Source organism: Nitrospirillum bahiense (genome assembly GCF_007828025.1).
Classification (GTDB): domain Bacteria; phylum Pseudomonadota; class Alphaproteobacteria; order Azospirillales; family Azospirillaceae; genus Nitrospirillum; species Nitrospirillum amazonense.
Genome location: NZ_VITO01000022.1, coordinates 88,084 through 106,213 on the forward strand (window position 1 = coordinate 88,084; position 18,130 = coordinate 106,213).

At 67.3% G+C, this 18,130-nt stretch carries 8 protein-coding genes, 1 tRNA gene and 1 pseudogene; 7 read left to right on the top strand and 3 right to left on the bottom strand.

What is annotated here, in order from left to right; translation table 11 throughout:
• The first annotated feature begins 220 nt into the window (after nucleotides 1-220).
• From FBZ88_RS24695 to glgX, 5 genes and pseudogenes are all read left to right on the top strand, one after another.
• Nucleotides 221-2,635 (top strand): glycogen/starch/alpha-glucan phosphorylase, encoded by a 2,415-nt coding sequence (locus FBZ88_RS24695; RefSeq protein ID WP_088873447.1) that lies wholly within the window; start codon nucleotides 221-223, stop codon nucleotides 2,633-2,635.
• Between the two features lie 10 nt (nucleotides 2,636-2,645).
• On the top strand, nucleotides 2,646-4,865 hold the full coding sequence (glgB, locus tag FBZ88_RS24700) for a 1,4-alpha-glucan branching protein GlgB (RefSeq protein ID WP_145619721.1): 2,220 nt from the start codon (nucleotides 2,646-2,648) through the stop codon (nucleotides 4,863-4,865).
• 129 nt (nucleotides 4,866-4,994) lie between these two features.
• A pseudogene (gene glgC, locus FBZ88_RS24705) lies at nucleotides 4,995-6,224 on the top strand (glucose-1-phosphate adenylyltransferase); the annotation flags it as partial.
• 64 nt (nucleotides 6,225-6,288) lie between these two features.
• Complete coding sequence (glgA, locus tag FBZ88_RS24710) at nucleotides 6,289-7,743, top strand: glycogen synthase GlgA (RefSeq protein ID WP_145619722.1); 1,455 nt, start codon at nucleotides 6,289-6,291, stop codon at nucleotides 7,741-7,743.
• Nucleotides 7,740-11,951: a glycogen debranching protein GlgX gene (gene glgX / locus FBZ88_RS24715; protein ID WP_145619723.1), complete on the top strand. Its 4,212-nt coding sequence runs from the start codon at nucleotides 7,740-7,742 to the stop codon at nucleotides 11,949-11,951. Before glgA ends, glgX begins: the two co-directional genes overlap by 4 nt.
• Before the next feature lie 9 nt (nucleotides 11,952-11,960).
• On the opposite strand, the gene FBZ88_RS24720 is transcribed toward glgX, so the two are convergent.
• Nucleotides 11,961-12,596, bottom strand: a complete 636-nt coding sequence (locus tag FBZ88_RS24720) for an NUDIX hydrolase (protein WP_145619724.1) — start codon at nucleotides 12,594-12,596, stop codon at nucleotides 11,961-11,963.
• A gap of 300 nt (nucleotides 12,597-12,896) precedes the next feature.
• Between FBZ88_RS24720 and FBZ88_RS24725 the strand changes: the two genes are divergently transcribed.
• A tRNA-Asn gene (locus tag FBZ88_RS24725) sits at nucleotides 12,897-12,972 on the top strand.
• Nucleotides 12,973-13,560: 588 nt separating this feature from the next.
• Here the strand turns inward: FBZ88_RS24725 and FBZ88_RS24730 are convergent.
• Nucleotides 13,561-14,511: a ThuA domain-containing protein gene (locus FBZ88_RS24730; protein WP_145619725.1), complete on the bottom strand. Its 951-nt coding sequence runs from the start codon at nucleotides 14,509-14,511 to the stop codon at nucleotides 13,561-13,563.
• A 357-nt stretch (nucleotides 14,512-14,868) separates the two neighbouring features.
• Between FBZ88_RS24730 and FBZ88_RS24735 the strand changes: the two genes are divergently transcribed.
• Nucleotides 14,869-17,211 carry a TonB-dependent receptor gene (locus tag FBZ88_RS24735; protein ID WP_145619726.1) on the top strand — a complete coding sequence of 781 codons (2,343 nt, stop codon included), beginning with the start codon at nucleotides 14,869-14,871 and terminating at the stop codon, nucleotides 17,209-17,211.
• A gap of 276 nt (nucleotides 17,212-17,487) precedes the next feature.
• On the opposite strand, the gene FBZ88_RS24740 is transcribed toward FBZ88_RS24735, so the two are convergent.
• On the bottom strand, nucleotides 17,488-18,130 hold a 643-nt coding region (locus tag FBZ88_RS24740; RefSeq protein ID WP_342780202.1), incomplete at its 5' end, for an autotransporter outer membrane beta-barrel domain-containing protein.

The window sequence follows — 18,130 nt, forward strand, 5'->3', positions numbered from 1 at the left end:
GAAGTGACGCGGGCGGGTGGCGGCCTATCTGATGGTGTCGGTCAATATTGCCGCGGTGCAACAGACATGCAAAGCTGATGCGGCGATGTCTTGCTTCGAAAGGAATGACAGCGTGATCGACCAGCCTGTCCCGTCCGTCCCCCCAGAAGACTCCGTCCAGGCAGACCCTGTCCCTATCGCTGATGAGGCGCCGCCGCCGGCGCCCGTGGACCGTGACACGATGCGCGCGGCCATCGTCGCCAAGCTGATGTACGCGGTCGGCAAGAATCCCGAAGTCGCCAGCCAGCGTGACTGGTTCATCGCCACCACCCTGGCGGTGCGCGACCGCATCGTCGACCAGTGGATGGCCTCCACCCGCGCGACCTACGAATCCAAGCGCAAGCGGGTCTATTACCTGTCGCTGGAATTCCTGATCGGCCGCCTGCTGGTCGATGCCCTGATGGAAACCGGCCTGACCGAGCCGGTGCGCCAGGCGCTGGACGACCTGGGCGTGGACCTGGATCAGCTGCGCAAGATCGAGCCGGACGCGGCCCTGGGCAATGGCGGCCTGGGCCGCCTGGCCGCCTGCTTCATGGAAAGCATGGCGACCCTGCAGATCGCCGCCCACGGCTACGGCATCCGCTACGACCACGGCCTGTTCCGCCAAGTGATCAAGGACGGCTGGCAGCGCGAATATCCGGAAAACTGGCTGACCTTCGGCAACCCCTGGGAATTTGAACGGCCGGAGGTCGATTATTCCGTGGGCTTCGGCGGCACCGTGGAGACGGTGGAGGTCAGTGAGGAGATCACCCGGCATTACTGGCGGCCGGAGGAGACGGTGGACGCCATCGCCTTCGACACGCCGGTGCCCGGCTGGCGGGCGCGCCACGTCAACACCCTGCGCCTATGGTCGGCCCGCGCGCCGGACGCCCTGCGGCTGGACGCCTTCAACCAGGGCGACCACGTCGGCGCCCTGGCCGCCCGCGTGCGGCTGGAGGCCATCTCCAAGGTGCTGTACCCCAGCGACGCCACCCCGGCCGGCCTGGAGCTGCGCCTGCGGCAGGAGTACTTCTTCGTCTCCGCCTCGATGCAGGACATCATTCGCCGCCACAAGCAGCACCATGGCGAGCTGGAGCTGCTGCCGGAAAAGGTGGCCATCCAGCTGAACGACACCCACCCGGCCATCGCCATCGCCGAGCTGATGCGCGTGCTGATCGACCTGGAGGATTTCGGCTGGGACGAGGCGTGGGAGATCACCAAGGCCGTCTTCTCCTACACCAACCACACCCTGCTGCCGGAGGCTCTGGAAAGCTGGCCCGTCCCGTTGATGGAACGGTTGCTGCCCCGGCACATGCAGATCATCTACATGATCAACGCCCGCCACCTGGACCTGGTGCGGTCCAAGGGCGAGCATGACGGCGGCGTGCTGTCGGAACTGTCGCTGATCGATGAGAGCCATGGCCGGCGCGTGCGCATGGGCAACCTGGCCTTCATCGGCTCGCACAAGATCAACGGCGTGTCGGCCCTGCATTCCGACCTGGTGCAGCGCACCCTGTTCTATCAGCTGAATCGCTTTTATCCGGGCCGCATCGTCAACAAGACCAACGGCATCACCTTCCGCCGCTGGCTGTTCGAGGCCAACCCCGGCCTGACCGAGCTGCTGGTCGATTGCTGCGGCTCGCGGGTGATGGACGACCCGGCCGCCCTGATCGACTTCGAGAAATACGCCGGCGACGCGGGCGTGGTGGACCGCTTCCGCGCCATCCGCCGGGCCAAGAAGGCGGAGCTGGCCGGACTGATACGCCGGCGGCTGGACGTGTCGGTCAGCCCCGACGCCCTGTTCGACGTGCAGATCAAGCGCATCCACGAGTACAAGCGCCAGCTGCTGAACATCCTGGAGATCGTGGCGCTGTACGACGCCATCCGCGCCAACCCCGGCGGCAACTGGGTGCCGCGGGTGAAGATCTTCGCCGGCAAGGCCGCCGCCAGCTATCACCAGGCCAAGCTGATCATCAAGCTGGCCAACGACGTGGCCCGGCTGGTGAACCGCGACCCGGTGGTGCGCCGCCTGCTGAAGGTGGTGTTCCTGCCAAACTACAACGTCAGCCTGGCGGAGGCCATCATCCCCGCCGCCGACCTGTCGGAGCAGATTTCCACCGCCGGCATGGAGGCGTCGGGCACCGGCAACATGAAGCTGGCGCTGAACGGCGCGCTGACCATCGGCACGCTGGACGGCGCCAATGTCGAGATCAAGGAGCATGTCGGCGACGACAACATCTTCATCTTCGGCCTGACGACGGAACAGGTGGAGGAACGCCGGCGCAAGGGCATCGACATGAGCGACGTCATCGCCGCCTCCCCCCTGCTGGAGGAGGTGCTAGACGCCGTCGGCGCGGGTGTCTACTCCCCCGGTGAGCCGGGCCGCTTCGGCGACCTGGTGAACAGCGTGCGCCACCACGACTATTTCATGGTGGCCGCCGACTTCGACGCCTATTACGCCGCCCAGCGCGCCGTCGACGCCCGCTGGCAGGACACGGCGGCATGGTGGCGCTCGGCCATCATCAACACGGCGCACATGGGCTTCTTCTCGTCCGATCGGGCCATCGCCGAGTACGCGACGGACATCTGGGGCCTGCCGGCCCCCCGTATGGGTTGAGGGAGGCCTGATGGCCCGGACCAAAGGCGAGGCATCCTGGACCGCCCGGCAGGAGGACATGGACGCCTTGCTGGGCGCCCGGCACGACGATCCCTTCGGCGTGCTGGGGCCCCATGTGTCGGAGCGGGGTATCACCATCCGCGCCTTCGTGCCGGGGGCGGAAACGGTGGAGGCGGCGACCCCCGACGGGAGCCTGGTCCTGCCCCTGACCCGTGTGCATGACGCCGGCCTCTTCGAAGGCCGGGCCGCCCGGCGCAAGCGCCCCTTCCGCTACCGCCTGCGCTGCGCCAACACCGGGGGCGCCTGGGAATTCGACGACCCCTACAGCTTCGGCCCCCTGTTGGGCCCCATGGACGACTATCTGTTCGCCGAGGGTACGCACAAGCGGCTGTATGAAAAGCTGGGCGCCCATCTCAAGACCCACGAAGGCGTGGACGGTGTGCACTTCGCCGTGTGGGCCCCCAACGCCCGCCGGGTGTCGGTGGTGGGCGACTTCAACGGCTGGGACGGCCGGCGCCACCAGATGCGGCGGCGGCTGGACAGCGGGGTGTGGGAGATCTTCGCCCCCGGCCTGGACCAGGGTGCCGTCTACAAGTACGAGATCGTGGGACCCGACGACACCGTGCTGCCGCTGAAGGCCGACCCCTTCGGCTTCGCCAGCGAGCTGCGCCCCTCCACCGCCTCCGTCGTCGCCCGCACCGACAACTTCACCTGGGCCGACGACGCCCACATGGCGCACCTGAAGACCATGGACGCGCGCCGTTCACCCATCAGCATCTATGAGGTGCACCTGGGTTCCTGGCGGCGGGGCGACGGCAACCGCTATCTCACCTGGGACGAGCTGGCGGACCAGCTGGTGCCCTATGCCGCCGACATGGGCTTCACCCATCTGGAATTCCTGCCCATCTCGGAATTCCCCTTCGACCCGTCCTGGGGCTACCAGCCCATCGGCCTGTTCGCCCCCACCGCCCGCTTCGGCACGCCTGACGGCTTCGCCCGGCTGGTGGACCGTGCCCATCGGGCGGGCCTGGGCGTGCTGCTGGACTGGGTGCCCGCCCACTTCCCCACCGACGTGCACGGCCTGGCCCGGTTCGACGGCACCGCGCTGTACGAACATGCCGACCCGCGCCAGGGCTTCCACCCCGACTGGAAGACCGCCATCTACAATTTCGGCCGGCATGAGGTGGTGAATTACCTGGCGGCCAACGCCCTCTATTGGATCGACCGCTTTCACGTCGACGGGCTGCGCGTCGACGCCGTCGCCTCCATGCTCTACCTCGACTATTCCCGCAAGGACGGGGAGTGGATCCCCAACCGCGAGGGCGGCAACCAGAACCTGGAGGCAGTGGCCTTCCTGCAGGCCGTCAACACCCTGGTCTATGGCGAACATCCGGGCGCCATGACCGTGGCCGAGGAGTCCACCTCCTGGCCCGGCGTGTCGCAGCCCACCTACGCCGGCGGCCTGGGCTTCGGCTTCAAATGGAACATGGGCTGGATGCACGACACCCTGGAGTACGTGTCCAAGGAGCCGGTGCACCGCAAATGGCATCATGACAAGCTGACCTTCGGCCTGCTCTACGCCTTCTCGGAAAACTTCGTCCTGCCGCTCAGCCATGACGAGGTGGTCTACGGCAAGCGCTCCATCATCGAGAAGATGCCGGGCGACGACTGGCAGAAGTTCGCCACCGCCCGCGCCTACTACGCCTTCATGTGGGGGCACCCCGGCAAGAAGCTGCTGTTCATGGGCCAGGAGTTCGGCCAGCGTGCCGAATGGGATTTCCAGCAGAGCCTGGACTGGCACCTGCTGGCCTATCCAGCGCATGAGGGCCTGCGCCGCCTGGTGCGCGACCTGAACGCCGGCTACCGCCAGGAACGCGCGCTGTATGAGACCGATTGCGTGCCCGAGGGATTCCGCTGGATCGTCGCCGACGACAAGGACCAGTCGGTGTTCGCCTTCCTGCGCTTGGGCGGCGAGGGCGCGCGGCCCGTGGCCGTGCTGTGCAACTTCACCCCCGTGCCGCGGCCGAACTACCGGGTGGGATTGCCCGCGGCGGGCCGATGGCTGGAGATCCTCAATACCGATGCCGGCGGCTATGGCGGCACCGGCATGGGCAACCTGGGGGCGGCGACGGCCACCGACCAGCCCGCGCACGGCCTGCCGGCCTCGGCCGTGGTGACCTTGCCGCCCTTGGCCACCCTATGGCTGGCCCTTGACGAGCATCAAAGCTAAGTGACGGGCAATACTTGATAATTTCAGGCGGCGCGAATAGCCGCCCCAGGGAGGAAGAACGTGACAGGACCCGCGAAGCGTTTCAATAGGGCAACCAGCGATCGTCACGCCGGCCGCGGTCCCCTCGCCCGACACGCCATGGCCTATGTGCTGGCGGGCGGGCGCGGGTCGCGCCTGATGGAATTGACGGACAGGCGGGCCAAGCCGGCGGTCTACTTCGGCGGCAAGTCGCGCATCATCGACTTCGCCCTGTCCAACGCCCTGAACTCCGGCATCCGCCGCATCGGCGTCGCCACGCAGTATAAGGCGCACAGCCTGATCCGGCACCTGCAGCACGGCTGGAACTTCTTCCGCCCGGAACGGAACGAGAGCTTCGACATCCTGCCCGCGTCCCAGCGCGTGTCGGAAGAGCATTGGTATGAGGGCACGGCCGACGCCGTCTATCAGAACCTGGACATCATCCAGGACTATGAGCCCCGCTACATGGTCATCCTGGCCGGCGACCACATCTATAAGATGGACTATGAGTTGATGCTGCAGCAGCACGTCGACTCCGGCGCCGACGTCACCGTGGGCTGCCTCGAGGTCAGCAAGGAAGAGGCCAAGGGCTTCGGCGTCATGCATGTGGATGCGGAGGACCGCATCATCTCCTTCGTGGAGAAGCCCAAGGATCCGCCCACCATGCCGGGGTCCACGGACCGCTGCCTGGCCTCCATGGGCATCTACGTCTTCAACACCGAGTTCCTGTTCGACCAGCTGCGCCGCGACGCCGCCACGCCGGGGTCCAGCCGCGATTTCGGCAAGGACATCATCCCCTACATCGTGAAGCACGGGAAGGCGGTGGCCCACCACTTCTCCCGCTCCTGCGTGCGCTCCAGCTCCGAGGCCCAGCCCTACTGGCGCGATGTCGGCACGGTGGATGCCTATGCCGAGGCCAATCTGGACCTGACCGACCTGGTGCCGGGCCTGGACCTTTACGACCAGGACTGGCCCATCTGGACCTACAGCGAGATCACGCCGCCCGCCAAGTTCGTCCATGACGAGGAGGGCCGGCGCGGCCAGGCCATCTCCTCCCTGGTGTCGGGTGGCTGCATCGTCTCCGGCGCGTCGCTGAAGCGGGCGCTGCTGTTCACCGGCGTGCGCATCAATTCCTTCTCCTCGGTGGAAAACGCGGTACTGCTGCCCTATGTCGATGTCGCCCGGTCGGCCCGGTTGACCAACGTCGTCGTCGACCGCGGCGTCCACATCCCCACCGGCCTGGTGGTGGGCGAGGATCCGGAGGAGGACGCGCGCCGCTTCCGGCGCAGCGCCAGCGGCACCTGCCTCATCACCCAAGCCATGATCGACCGCCTGGCCTGATTTGCCTGCCTTGATTTGCCTGCCCTGATCGCCTGCCCTTGATCGCCTGAAGGACTGATGCCCCATGCCGATTTCCGTGCTCTCGGTCGCCTCGGAGGTGTTTCCCCTGATCAAGACCGGGGGGCTGGCGGATGTGGTGGGGGCCTTGCCCGGGGCGCTGGCGGCCGAGGATGTGGCCGTCACCACCCTGGTGCCCGGCTACCCCGCCGTGACCGAGTCCCTGCAGGACGGGCGGGAGGTTCATGCCTTCGCCGAGCTGTTCGGCGGGCCGGCACGGCTGGTTGCCGGCACGGCCCACGGCCTGGACCTGATCGTGGTGGACGCTCCGCACCTGTATGCCCGGTCGGGCAACCCCTACATCGGCCCGGACGGGCGCGACTGGCAGGACAACCCCCTGCGCTTCGCGGCACTAGCGCGCGCCGCGGCGGAGATCGGCCTGGGCCGGGGCGGCGTGCCCCAGCCCGACATCGTCCACGCCCATGACTGGCAGGCCGGCCTGACCCCGGCCTATCTGGTCTATGATGGCTGGCAGCGGCCGGCCACGGTGATGACGGTGCACAACCTGGCCTTCCAGGGCCAGTTCGAAGCGACGCTGCTGCCCCGCCTGGGGCTGCCGGCGCATGCCTTCAACATGGAGGGCGTCGAGTATTACGGTGCGGTGGGCTACCTGAAGGCGGGGCTGCAGCTGGCCGACCGCATCACCACCGTGTCCCCCACCTACGCCCAGGAAATCCGCGGCCCTGACGCCGGCATGGGGCTGGATGGCCTGCTGCGCGCCCGGGCGGGGCAATTGAGCGGCATCATCAATGGCGTCGACACCGCCATCTGGGACCCGGCCGCCGATCCCTTCCTGCCCGCCCCCTTCTCGCCCAGGCAGATGAAGGGTCGTGCCGCCGCCAAGGCGGCCCTGCAGGAACGGTTCGGCCTCGCCACCAGCCCCAACGCCCTGCTGTTCGGCGTGGTCAGCCGCCTGTCCTGGCAAAAGGGCCTGGATCTGCTGCTGGAGGCCATCCCCACCCTTATCGCAGCCGGCGGCCAGCTGGTGCTGCTGGGCGCCGGCGAGGCGGCGCTGGAACGCGGCTACCGCAACGCCGCCGCCGCCCACCCCGGCCGCATCGGCTGCGTCATCGGCTATGACGAGCCGCTGGCCCATCTGATCCAGGCGGGGGCGGAGGCGCTGATCGTGCCCTCGCGGTTCGAACCTTGCGGCCTGACCCAGCTGTACGCCCTGCGTTATGGCGCCATCCCCGTCGTCTCCAGCGTCGGTGGCCTGGCCGACACCGTCATCGATGCCAACGAGATGGCGCTGGCCAGCGGCGTGGGCACGGGCCTGCGCTTCCAACCGACCACCACCTTGGCGCTGGAGGGGGCCATCCAGCGCGCGGCCGCCCTGCATGCCGACCAGACGGTGTGGAAGCGCCTGCGCCGCAACGCCATGGCGACGGATGTGTCCTGGACCAATCCGGCCCGCCGCTACGCCGCCCTGTACCGCGACCTGGTGGGGAACCGCGCATCGTGAGCGTCCGCCGCCCCGCCGATGGCCCCGGCACCTCCGAACCGCTGGGCGTCACCCTGACGGCGCACGGCATCAATGTCGCCGTATATTCCGCGCATGCCACCGCCATCGAGCTGTGCCTGTTCGACGCGGACGACGGCACGGTGACGGAAACCGTCCGCGTCGCCCTGACGGAGCGCACCGGCGACGTCTTCCACGGCTTCGTGCGCGGCATCCGCGCGGGGCAGCGCTATGGCCTGCGGGCCCACGGTCCTTTCGACCCGCGCGCCGGCCATCGCTTCAACCCGGCCAAGCTGCTGCTGGACCCGCACGCCACCCGGCTGGACGGGCCTTTCCTGCCCCACCCCGCCCAATTCGGCCACAAGCCGGGGGAGCTGGACGCCGACTTGACCGCCGATACGGTGGACAGCGCCCCCTTCGTGCCCAAGGCGGTGGTGGAGGGGCCGTTCGATCCCGGCCCGGTGACGCGCCCCCGCGTGCCCTGGGGCCGCACGGTGATCTACGAATGCCACCTGAAGGGTTACACCGCCCTGCATCCCGAGGTGCCGGAGGACCTGCGCGGCACATTCGCCGGGCTGGGCCATCCGGCGGCGGTGGATTACCTGAAGCGGCTGGGCGTCACCACCCTGGAAATCCTGCCGGCCATGGCCTGGGCGGATGAGCGCCACCTGGCGCCCCTGGGCCTCAGCAACGCCTGGGGTTACAACCCCATCGCCTTCTGCGCCCCCGATCCCCGCCTGGCGCCGGGCGGCTGGGCGGAGGTGCGTGCCGCCGTGGCGGCCCTGCACGCCGCCGGCATCGAGGTCATCCTGGACGTGGTGCTGAACCACTCCGCCGAATCCGATGAGCTGGGCCCCACCCTCAGCCTGCGCGGCCTGGACAACGCCAGCTACTACCGCCTGCGCTCCGATGATCGCCGCTATTACGTGAACGACACCGGCTGCGGCAACACCTTGCCCGTCGAGCGGCCGGTCCTGATGCGCTTGGCGCTGGACGCGCTGCGCACCTGGGCGACCCGTGCTGGGCTGGACGGCTTCCGCTTCGACCTGGCCGCCACCCTGGGACGGACGGACAGCGGCTTCGACCCCAACGGCGCCTTCCTGTCCGCCCTGTCCCAAGATCCGCTGTTGCGCGACCTGAAACTGATCGCGGAGCCGTGGGACATCGGCCCCGGCGGCTACCGTCCCGGCGGCTTTCCCGCCGGCTGGGGCGAATGGAACGACCGCTTCCGCGACGACATGCGCCACTTCTGGCGTGGCGACGGCCATAAGCTGGGGGCTCTCGCCACGCGCCTGGCGGGCTCTGCCGACCTGTTCGGGGCCAAGCGCCGCCCCTCGCGCAGCGTCAACTTCATCGTCGCCCATGACGGCTTCAGCTTGGCCGATTTGGTGAGCTACCAGGGCAAGCACAATGAGGCCAATGGCGAGTACAACCGCGACGGCACGGACGACAACGCCAGCTGGAACCATGGGGTGGAGGGGCCCAGCGACGATCCGGCCGTGATCGCCGCCCGCCGCCGCGACATGCGGGCCCTGATCGCCACGCTGATGGTGGCGCGGGGCACGCCCATGCTGGGCATGGGGGCGGAGGCGGGACGCACGCAGGACGGCAACAACAACGCCTACGCCCAGGACAACCGCCTGAACTGGCTGGACCATGGCGCCATCGACGCCGGCCTGTACGATTTCACCCGCCGCGCCATCGCCCTGCGCCAGGACCATCCGGCCCTGCGCGCCGACCACTTCCTGACCGGTGAACCGGATACGGCCGGCGTGCCCGACGTGGAATGGCTGCGCGCCGATGGGCACGCGCTGTCCGGCGGCGACTGGGATGGCGAGGGCCCGCTGGTCGCGGTCTTCGCCGCACCGGCCGGGACGGGCGACATCGACCGCGTGGCCGTCATTGTCAACCGCGCCTGGGAGGCGCGGACCGTTACCCCGCCGTGGAACCGCGCCGGCCACGGCTGGTGCCAAGTGCTGGACAGCGGGGCGGAGGCGGATGTCGACGGCGACGATGCCCCCATCGCTGGTCCCTTCCCGGTAGGACCGCGCAGCGTAATGGTCCTGGCGGAGCAGCCGGCCGACGAAGGCCGCCGGCAGTCCCCGCCCACGGCCGACCTGCTGGACCGCTACGCCCGCGCCGCCGGCATCGCGCCGGACTGGTGGGACGAGATGGGTGGCCACCACCCCGTGCCCGACCAGACCAAGCGCGCGCTGCTGGGCGCCATGGGCCTGGACGCGGAAACCCTGGGCGCCGTCCGCGACGGGCTGGAACGGCTGTCCGAAGAGGGACCGTTCCGTCCCCTGCCCCGCACCTTGGTGGGCACGGCGGCACGACCGCTGCGCCTGGTGGTGCCCCTGCCGGACACGCCGGCGCTGGACCTAGCGCTGCGGCTGGAGGATGGGACGGCCCGGCCCTTGAAGGTGACGTTGGACGGCCGGCGCCTGCCCGTCACCGCCCCGGACGGGCGCCGGTGCACGATGGTGGAGGTGACGTTGGACGCCTTGCCGGCGGGCGTGCACCGGCTCTGCCTAGCCAACCGGCCGGAGATCGCCGCCACCCTGGTGGTCGCCCCGCCCCGGGCCTACCTGCCGCCGGCCCTGGCCGACGCGCCGCGCTTCGGCATCGGCGCCCATCTTTATGCCCTGCGACGCGCGGGCGACCAGGGGTCCGGCGACTTCACCACCCTGGCGCGGCTGGGTGCCGGCGCGGGGGCGCTGGGCGCCGTCACCGTCGGTATCAACCCCCTGCACGCCCTGTTCAACGGTGACCGCGACCGCGCCAGTCCTTACCAGCCGTCCGATCGCCGTTTCCTGGACCCCCTCTACATCGACTTGGCCGCCCTGGGCGATGCCGATCCAGCGGGCGCCGCTGCCGTCCTGATGGCGGCCGAGGGGGCGTCGTTGGACCAGCTGTCGGCCCGGCGCGCCATCGACTATCCGGGGGTGTGGGCCCTGAAGCGCCAGGCCCTGGCCGCCGCCCATGCCGGCTTCCGCGACCTGACACGGCGGCAGCCGGACCACGCGCTGGCGCGGGACCTCGCCGCCTTCGTCCACGCGGGCGGCGAAAGCCTGCAGCGCTTCGCCCGGTTCGAGGCCTTGGCCGAGATGCATACCGGCCCTTGGGCGCATTGGCCCGAGGTGGCGCGCGTGGCGGACGCCACCGTCGCCCCGGAGGGCATGGACTTTCCCCTCTGGCTGCAATGGCTGGCCGACCGCCAGCTGGCCGCAGCCGACCAGGCCGCCCGCCAGGGCGGGCTGCAACTGGGCTTATACCGCGACTTGGCGGTGGGGGCCGCCTTCGACGGGGCCGAGACCTGGGGGAATAGGGCGGAATTCGCGCTGGACGCGTCCATCGGCGCGCCGCCGGACCTGTTCTCGGCCGAGGGCCAGGTGTGGAACCTGCCGCCGCCCAATCCCCTGGCGCAGGAGGCCAATGCCGGCGCCGCCTTCGCGGAGTTGCTGGCAGCCAACATGCGCCATGCCGGCCTGCTCCGCATCGACCATGTCATGGGCCTGAAACGCCTGTTCTGGGTGCCCAAGGGGGCTGCCGGCCGCGATGGCGCCTATGTGGCGGCCCCGTTCGACCTGCTGCTGGCGCGCACGCTGCTGGAAAGCCAGCGGGCCGGCGTGGCCGTGGTGGGGGAGGATCTGGGCACCGTGCCCGAAGGCTTCCGCGAACGGCTGGGCGAGGCCGGCATCCTGTCCTACCGCGTGCTGTGGTTCGAGCGCGAGGGAGAGCGTTTCCGCGACCCGGCGCGCTGGCCGGCCAACGCCGCCGCCTGCGTTTCCACCCACGACCTGCCCACCCTGGCCGGCTGGTGGATGGCGGCCGACATTGCCGAGAAGCGCGCCCTGGGCCTGCTGGACGACGCGGGCGAGGCCCAGGCCCGGGCCGCCCGGCGGGAGGAGAAGCGCGGGCTGCTGGACCAGCTGGTGGGCGCGGGCCTTCTGACCGACGGCGGGGATCTGGACGGAGACCTGGACGACACCCTGGCCGCGGCCATCCACGCCTTCGTCGCGGCGGCGCCCTCAACCCTGATGCTGGCACAGGTTGACGACCTGGCCGGCGAGGTGGACGCGGTGAACCTGCCGGGCACCGACCGGGAGCGGCCGAACTGGCGCCGCCGCCTGGCCCCGGACGTGAACACACTGCTGTCCACCAGCCGCAGCCGCGCCATCATGGCAGCGGCGGCGCGGGAGCGCCGGTAGGGCCGCCGCCTATCCGGCGAACCCGGCCGCCACCAGGGGCGCCAGATCGGGTGGCAGCGTGCCTTCCAGGTGCATGAGGCGGACCCGCAGCAGGGCGGCTATGGTCATGGCGTCCAGAATCTCGCCCGATAGCGCCATGTCCAGCGCCGCGCGCAGGGGCAGGCGGCGGATGGTCAGCTGCTCCGTCTCATCCGGCGCCACCGGCACCTCGGTCAGGTCCCAGGCCAGGTAAAGATGGGCATGCTCGTTGCCCACGCTGTTGGACATGTCCATGCGCTGGATTTCCAGCCAGCGGCTGGCGCGCAAGCCCGCCTCCTCCCGCAGTTCCTCGGCGGCGCCGGCCAGGGGCCCGACCGCCTTGGGACCCGCCAGGGGTATGCCGCCCTCCACCATTTCCCAGCTGTAGCGGCCGGCACCGAAGCGCCACTGGCCGACCAGCCAGGTGTCGCCGTTGGCCGCCACGGGCAGCACGCCCACCGCCACGGTGGCGAACTCCACCGTGCCGAAGATGCCAGGGCTGCCGTCGGGGCGCAGGACCTCGTGATGGAACACCCGCAGCCATGGGGTCTCATACCGCAGGTCGCGCGACAGCACGGTCCACGGGTTCTGCTCGGACGATGGCGGCGTGCGGGCGGGGTCGGACATGGGCTTTCGGATTCCTGATGGGGCATCGGCCCTAGGGATACGGCAAACGGCGCCGGGGTTCACCCCCTATCCGGCGATGCGCCATCATCCATTGCTTCGGCCACCATCCGCAAAGGACTGTTTTCCAAGCCTTTCCCGAAGGAGGCACCCCGCCTCCACCCCTCTCCATCCGGGGTCCGTCATATTTTTTTCGATTTTGCCAAACAAAGGGGTTCCCATCCCAAAAACGCTTTGCTATATCACCGCCCACCGCAGCGCCGCTGACTGATCGGTCAGACGAAAACGAAGCAGGCGCGCTGATCCCAGGTAGCTCAGCCGGTAGAGCAGGTGGCTGTTAACCACCGGGTCGGGGGTTCGAGTCCCTCCCTGGGAGCCAATAGAGCCCCCGGAACCGCAAGGTTCCGGGGGTTTTTCTTTGCCTAATGGCCACCATCTCCTTAATTACATGATATTTCTGGTACGTCGTCGCACCGGGTCGTAGGCGAGCGCAGGTGGTCCAACGAGGGTCGCTGTACGAAATTGTTGGTATCCTGGCTGTACCGACGTCGCCGCGTTGGTATCCTTGGCTGTCACTGGACAGGTGATGGCCATGGTCCTTAACGACTTGAAATGTCGCGTGGTTCGGCCCACCGGCAAGCTCAAGAAGTTTTCGGGGAGCGGCGGTCTGTAAATCATCAAGATAAATGACCCTGCTGATTTCAATAAGATCAGACGGTTGCTCTTTTTTACCTCTTCAACTGCCTTGTCCGTTGCCTCGCCTTTCCCAAGAGGCCCACTTCGATGCCGGTTCACACTTGGTGGAGAGATCGACTGGGGCTTCTTGGAACAACGCCTGGGCGGGGTCTATCGCGACGACCTAGCCCTCCCGCTTGAGCTGGCGTCAGACCTTGCGTACGCCATGGACGGCCAGCCTACGCGCATAAGCGTGCCCAACCCCCTAGATCCGAAGGGGTTGGGCACCCATTCAGTGGGTCGGAAAGTCTTTGGCCTCTTCCAGCACCGGCAGCGTGACGGCACCGCTGGCGGCCCATTCGGTTCCCCGGAGCATCAAAGTCTGCAAACCTGCGAAATGCAGTGAAACCTCGTCGTGCCCCAGCGTGATCGAGAAGACGCGCCCCTTGCCATAGTCCGCCGTCCAGACCTGTGGATGGTCGGCGTCCATGCCCTTCATCGCCTTGAGCTTATCAGGAGTATAGGCCGCGACTGGATATTTCGGCCCGGCCAGTTCGGGGGCGTAGCTGGCAGAGGAATCGTGGGCCGTGGCCAACACGTGAATCTTCACCTCGGGATCCATCTGCATGTTGGTGTACATGTCGTCGTTGTACGTCCAGATATATTCCCGCATCCCCTGGGTGATGGGATTGGTGCGATCGACGATGTGGACCGGGAAGGCACCAGGCGGTGACCGGCGGCTGTCATGCGGAGTCATGACCGCGCCGATCAGCTTCCGATACTCTGGAATGTCTCGGCCCCAGGTGAAGGACGAGTGATAGGCGACCAGGCCGCCGCCCTGACGCACATAGTCATAGAGGGCTTTGAACGCCTGGTCGGACCAGAGGTGCTGTGAGGCGTCTGCGTAATTCCACCGGCTTGAATAGTTCAGCAGCACGACATCATAGGCCTTGAGCATTTCCAGCGTGCCCTGGTCGAAGTCCTCCGTCACTCGGACGTCGAAGCGGCCGGTGTCCTGCATCAGGGTGCGCAGCATGTTGTTCACGCCGGTCCAGTCATGCTCATAGCTGTTTTGGCCGCTGATAATCAGCACCTTGAGACGCTTCTCCGCCGGGTTTACCGGGATGGCCACGCGCTGCACGGTTTCAGGGGGCCGATAGTTGACCGTCACGATGACTTGCGCGCTGGCGGTCGTCGCCACCAGCGTCAGCGCCGCGATCTTCAGAGCCTTGGCTGCATTCATGATTTTTCCTCCCGGAATTGTTGATTGCCTCACCGCCATCAGGTACCCGCGGCGGTTCTAAGGTGTCCGCCCGCCATAGGTTTGTCTATATAGAATTAATGTTCTTATTATAATGTAAGGGTGCCGCTAGAGCCATCCCGGTTTTAAACGGGCGAACTGCGCCTAACCGGCTGACCGAAAGCATTTTCGCGTGGCCGAAGAGGCTGAGAGGCCTTAAATCGCTTTCCTGTCAGGGGAGGAATGTGGAAGCCCTTGACAGGAGGCGCAGCATTTTAGAAATTAGAATTCTAATTTCATGGTTCGGAAAGCGCATTGCCGTCGAACCATTACGCAAAAAAAACCGGGGAGGGATTGCCTATGTCGAAAATGTTCCTGAAAGGCATTTTGCTGATCGGCGCGTGTGGCTGCGCCCTGAACACGGCCGCCCGCGCACAGAGCGTGCCGACGGCCGACAGCGATATTCTTCAAGAAGTGATCGTCACCGCGCAGCACCGTGCAGAGAACGTGCAGGATGTTCCGATTGCCATGTCCGTGGTTTCGGGTGAGGCGCTGGCACAGAAGGGCGTGACCGATTTCACGTCGATGCAGAAGCTGGCGCCATCGCTCAACATCACCAACGACACCAACAATACCCGCGTCAGCGTGCGCGGCATCGGCACGCTCAGCAATAACGAAGCCCAGGACCAGTCCATCGCCGTCAATATCGATGGCGAGTACATCAACCGCCCCACCATTCTGAACGCCGCGATCTTCGACGTCGATCGCGTGGAGGTGTTGCGCGGCCCCCAGGGCACGCTCTATGGGCGGAACACCACGGGCGGTGCCGTGAACTTCATTACGCGCAAGCCCGGCGATACCTGGGGCGGGAACGCGGCGGTGACCTACGGCAACTACGACCAGGTCATTGTCGAGGGCGGCATCGACATCCCGCTGGGTAACGTGGGTGGTCTGCGCATCTCTGGCGTCCACCGCTCGCACGACGGCTATGACGAGCATACCAATACGCCATTCAGCCCGACCTCGGCCTATATCCCCAGCAGCGCCAACCGCAGCGACACCGACGACACCAACGCTGGCCGTGTCACCTTGGTCCTGAAGCCGGTGGAGGGCTTGACCGTCCAGGCGGCGGTGGAGCGCATCGTGCAGGACATCATCCCGGCTTCCCAGGCCTGGGCCGATATGACCAGCGCGCAAAACAACCCCGGCACCAGCACCACCACCTGTGGCAACGGCTGGGTATCGGCGGGCACCGCGGGCGGCAGCGTGGCCTGCATACCGCAGAACACCCATGCCCTGTCCGGCATCAATCGCCATACCTATGATTCACCGCTGATGGGCGTGGGCTGGCTGCAACAGCATTCCACCGCGGCGCGCGGGCAGATCGCCTATGATTTCGGGCCGGCCACGGTGACCTACACCGGCGGCTACCGCACCACGGCAGACACCAACGTCCTGACCTTGGCGCCTGCCTTCCTCTTCACGCACTACAACGAGACGGTGGAAACCCAGAGCCACGAGTTGCGTTTCAATGGCGTGTGGGACGGTGTGCTGTGGCAGGGCGGCGCCTTCTATTTCCGTGAGTTGCAAGCCACGAATGGCGGTCTCTACACGCCCTTCGTCGGCGACAAGGGCTCCTACGTGAACTACTTCCAGCACCCGACCGACAGCCGCAGTTGGTCCGGCTTCGGGCAAGTCGAGGTGCCGCTTTTCGATGCGCTGACCGCCGTGGTCGGCGGCCGCTACACGTCGGATGTGCGTACGGCCACCTTCGCGAATTTCAATCCGTTCTACTATGTCTTCTCCGGCGGCACCGGCGCCTACAACACCGGCCCGACGGACCTGTCCGGCATCGCCAGCTCGATCGGCGCCAGCCGGTTGCCGCTGCATTACGAAGGCAGCAAGTTCACCTGGCTGGCTGGCCTGAACTACAAGCTGGACGCCGATACACTGATCTACGGCAAGGTTTCGACCGGCTTCAAGGCCGGCGGCTTCGACGGGACGGGAAATTCGTTCCGGCCGGAGACCAACACGGCGTACGAGGGCGGCGTGAAGCTGACGCGCGGCGACAACAGCCAGTACACGCTGGACGTCGCCAGCTTCTATTACGACTACAAGGACCTGCAGAACGACGTGCTGCTCAATCCCGCCGCCGGCGCACAGACCTTCAATGCCGGCAAGGCGACCATCTATGGCATCGAAGTGGAGGGCAAGGTGCGGCCGACCCGCGACGACACCATCTCCGCCTCGGTGAACTGGCTGCACGCGACATACGACAAATTCCTCGGCAGTGTCAGTTATTACAATGAATCAGGCGCCGAGGCGCCGACCATCGACTTGTCCGGCAATCGCCTTCCCCAGGCGCCCGAATGGGTGCTGACATTGGGCTACGACCACGTCTTCCATCTCGGCACTGCCGGCAGTCTTACTGCGTCGGCCTATACGCGATATAAGGGCGACTATTATCTCGACTTCTACAATTACAGCGACTCCCATCAAGTCGGGCATACCGAGACCGACCTAAGCGTGACTTACAAGCCTGAGAGCAAGGCCTACAGCGTTCAGCTGTATGTGCAGAATCTGGAGGACTACCGGTCCCTCGCCTACGCCGGTAACACCGTCGTCCCCGGCCAAGCGAATATCTGGAACTGGCAGTTCGGCCCGCCGCGTACCTTCGGTGTCCGCGCATCGGCCGACTGGTAAGCAATCCCTCCCGTTGCTCCCGGTCCTCTTCTCACCCGGCGCCGCCTCCCTGCGGCGCCGGGCTTTCTTTTGGTTCATCGCGGAACACCGGGGAATCGGAAGAGCGAGGTTGAGTGCGAGCGAGCTCGGGGGCCCCTATCGGCGCCGGTTCACAGTGGGGCTGGGCATTATGCTATGCGGCAGCGGCCCGCAAAAACGCGCCCATGCTGGGCGCACCAACAAAAAGCCCCGCCGGATCGCTCCAGCGGGGCTTTTCGTTGGATGCGCTTGCTGGCCTCAGAAGCTCCAGCTGGCGCGCAGGACGCCGCCGTGGCTCTGGTAGTCGTGGCGGTACTCGCCGTTGTACTCCAAGCGCAGGCTGAAGGCTTCGCTCTGCTGCAGGGTGGCGCCCAGGTTGACGGCCAGGCCGTCGGTGTTGACCCGGCCGGTGGTGCTGGCGAAGGCCACGCCGGCCAGCACGCCCGTGGTCGGGATGGGCCCATCCTTGAAGTCGTGCACCCAGGCCACCCGCAGGTCCGGCGACAGCAGGCCGACGCCCGTGTTCCACTGCGTGTCCACCTTCAGCCCCAGCTCCTGCGTCACCGCGTTGGTGCCCAGGACATCCACCTTCAGGTCGGCCGGACCGGCGTCGTGTTCCTGGTAGGCATGGTTCACCAGGCGCACGAAGCGCAGGCTGTACTGCGGCGTGAAGGTGAACGCCCCCTGCTGCGGCAGGTCGTAGCCCACCGTCACCTTGCCCAGGTACTGCTCGCCACCGTAGTTGGCGTTGGCACGCGCGCCCAGGAAGGCGATGTCGCGGCGCTGGTCGAAGTGGTTGTAGCCGAAGCCCACCTGGCCCTCCACCGACAGCTTCTGGTCGGCGAAGTCCGGACGCCAGACGCTGTAGGCCGTCAGCTGGTAGCTGCCCACCCGTGTCAGG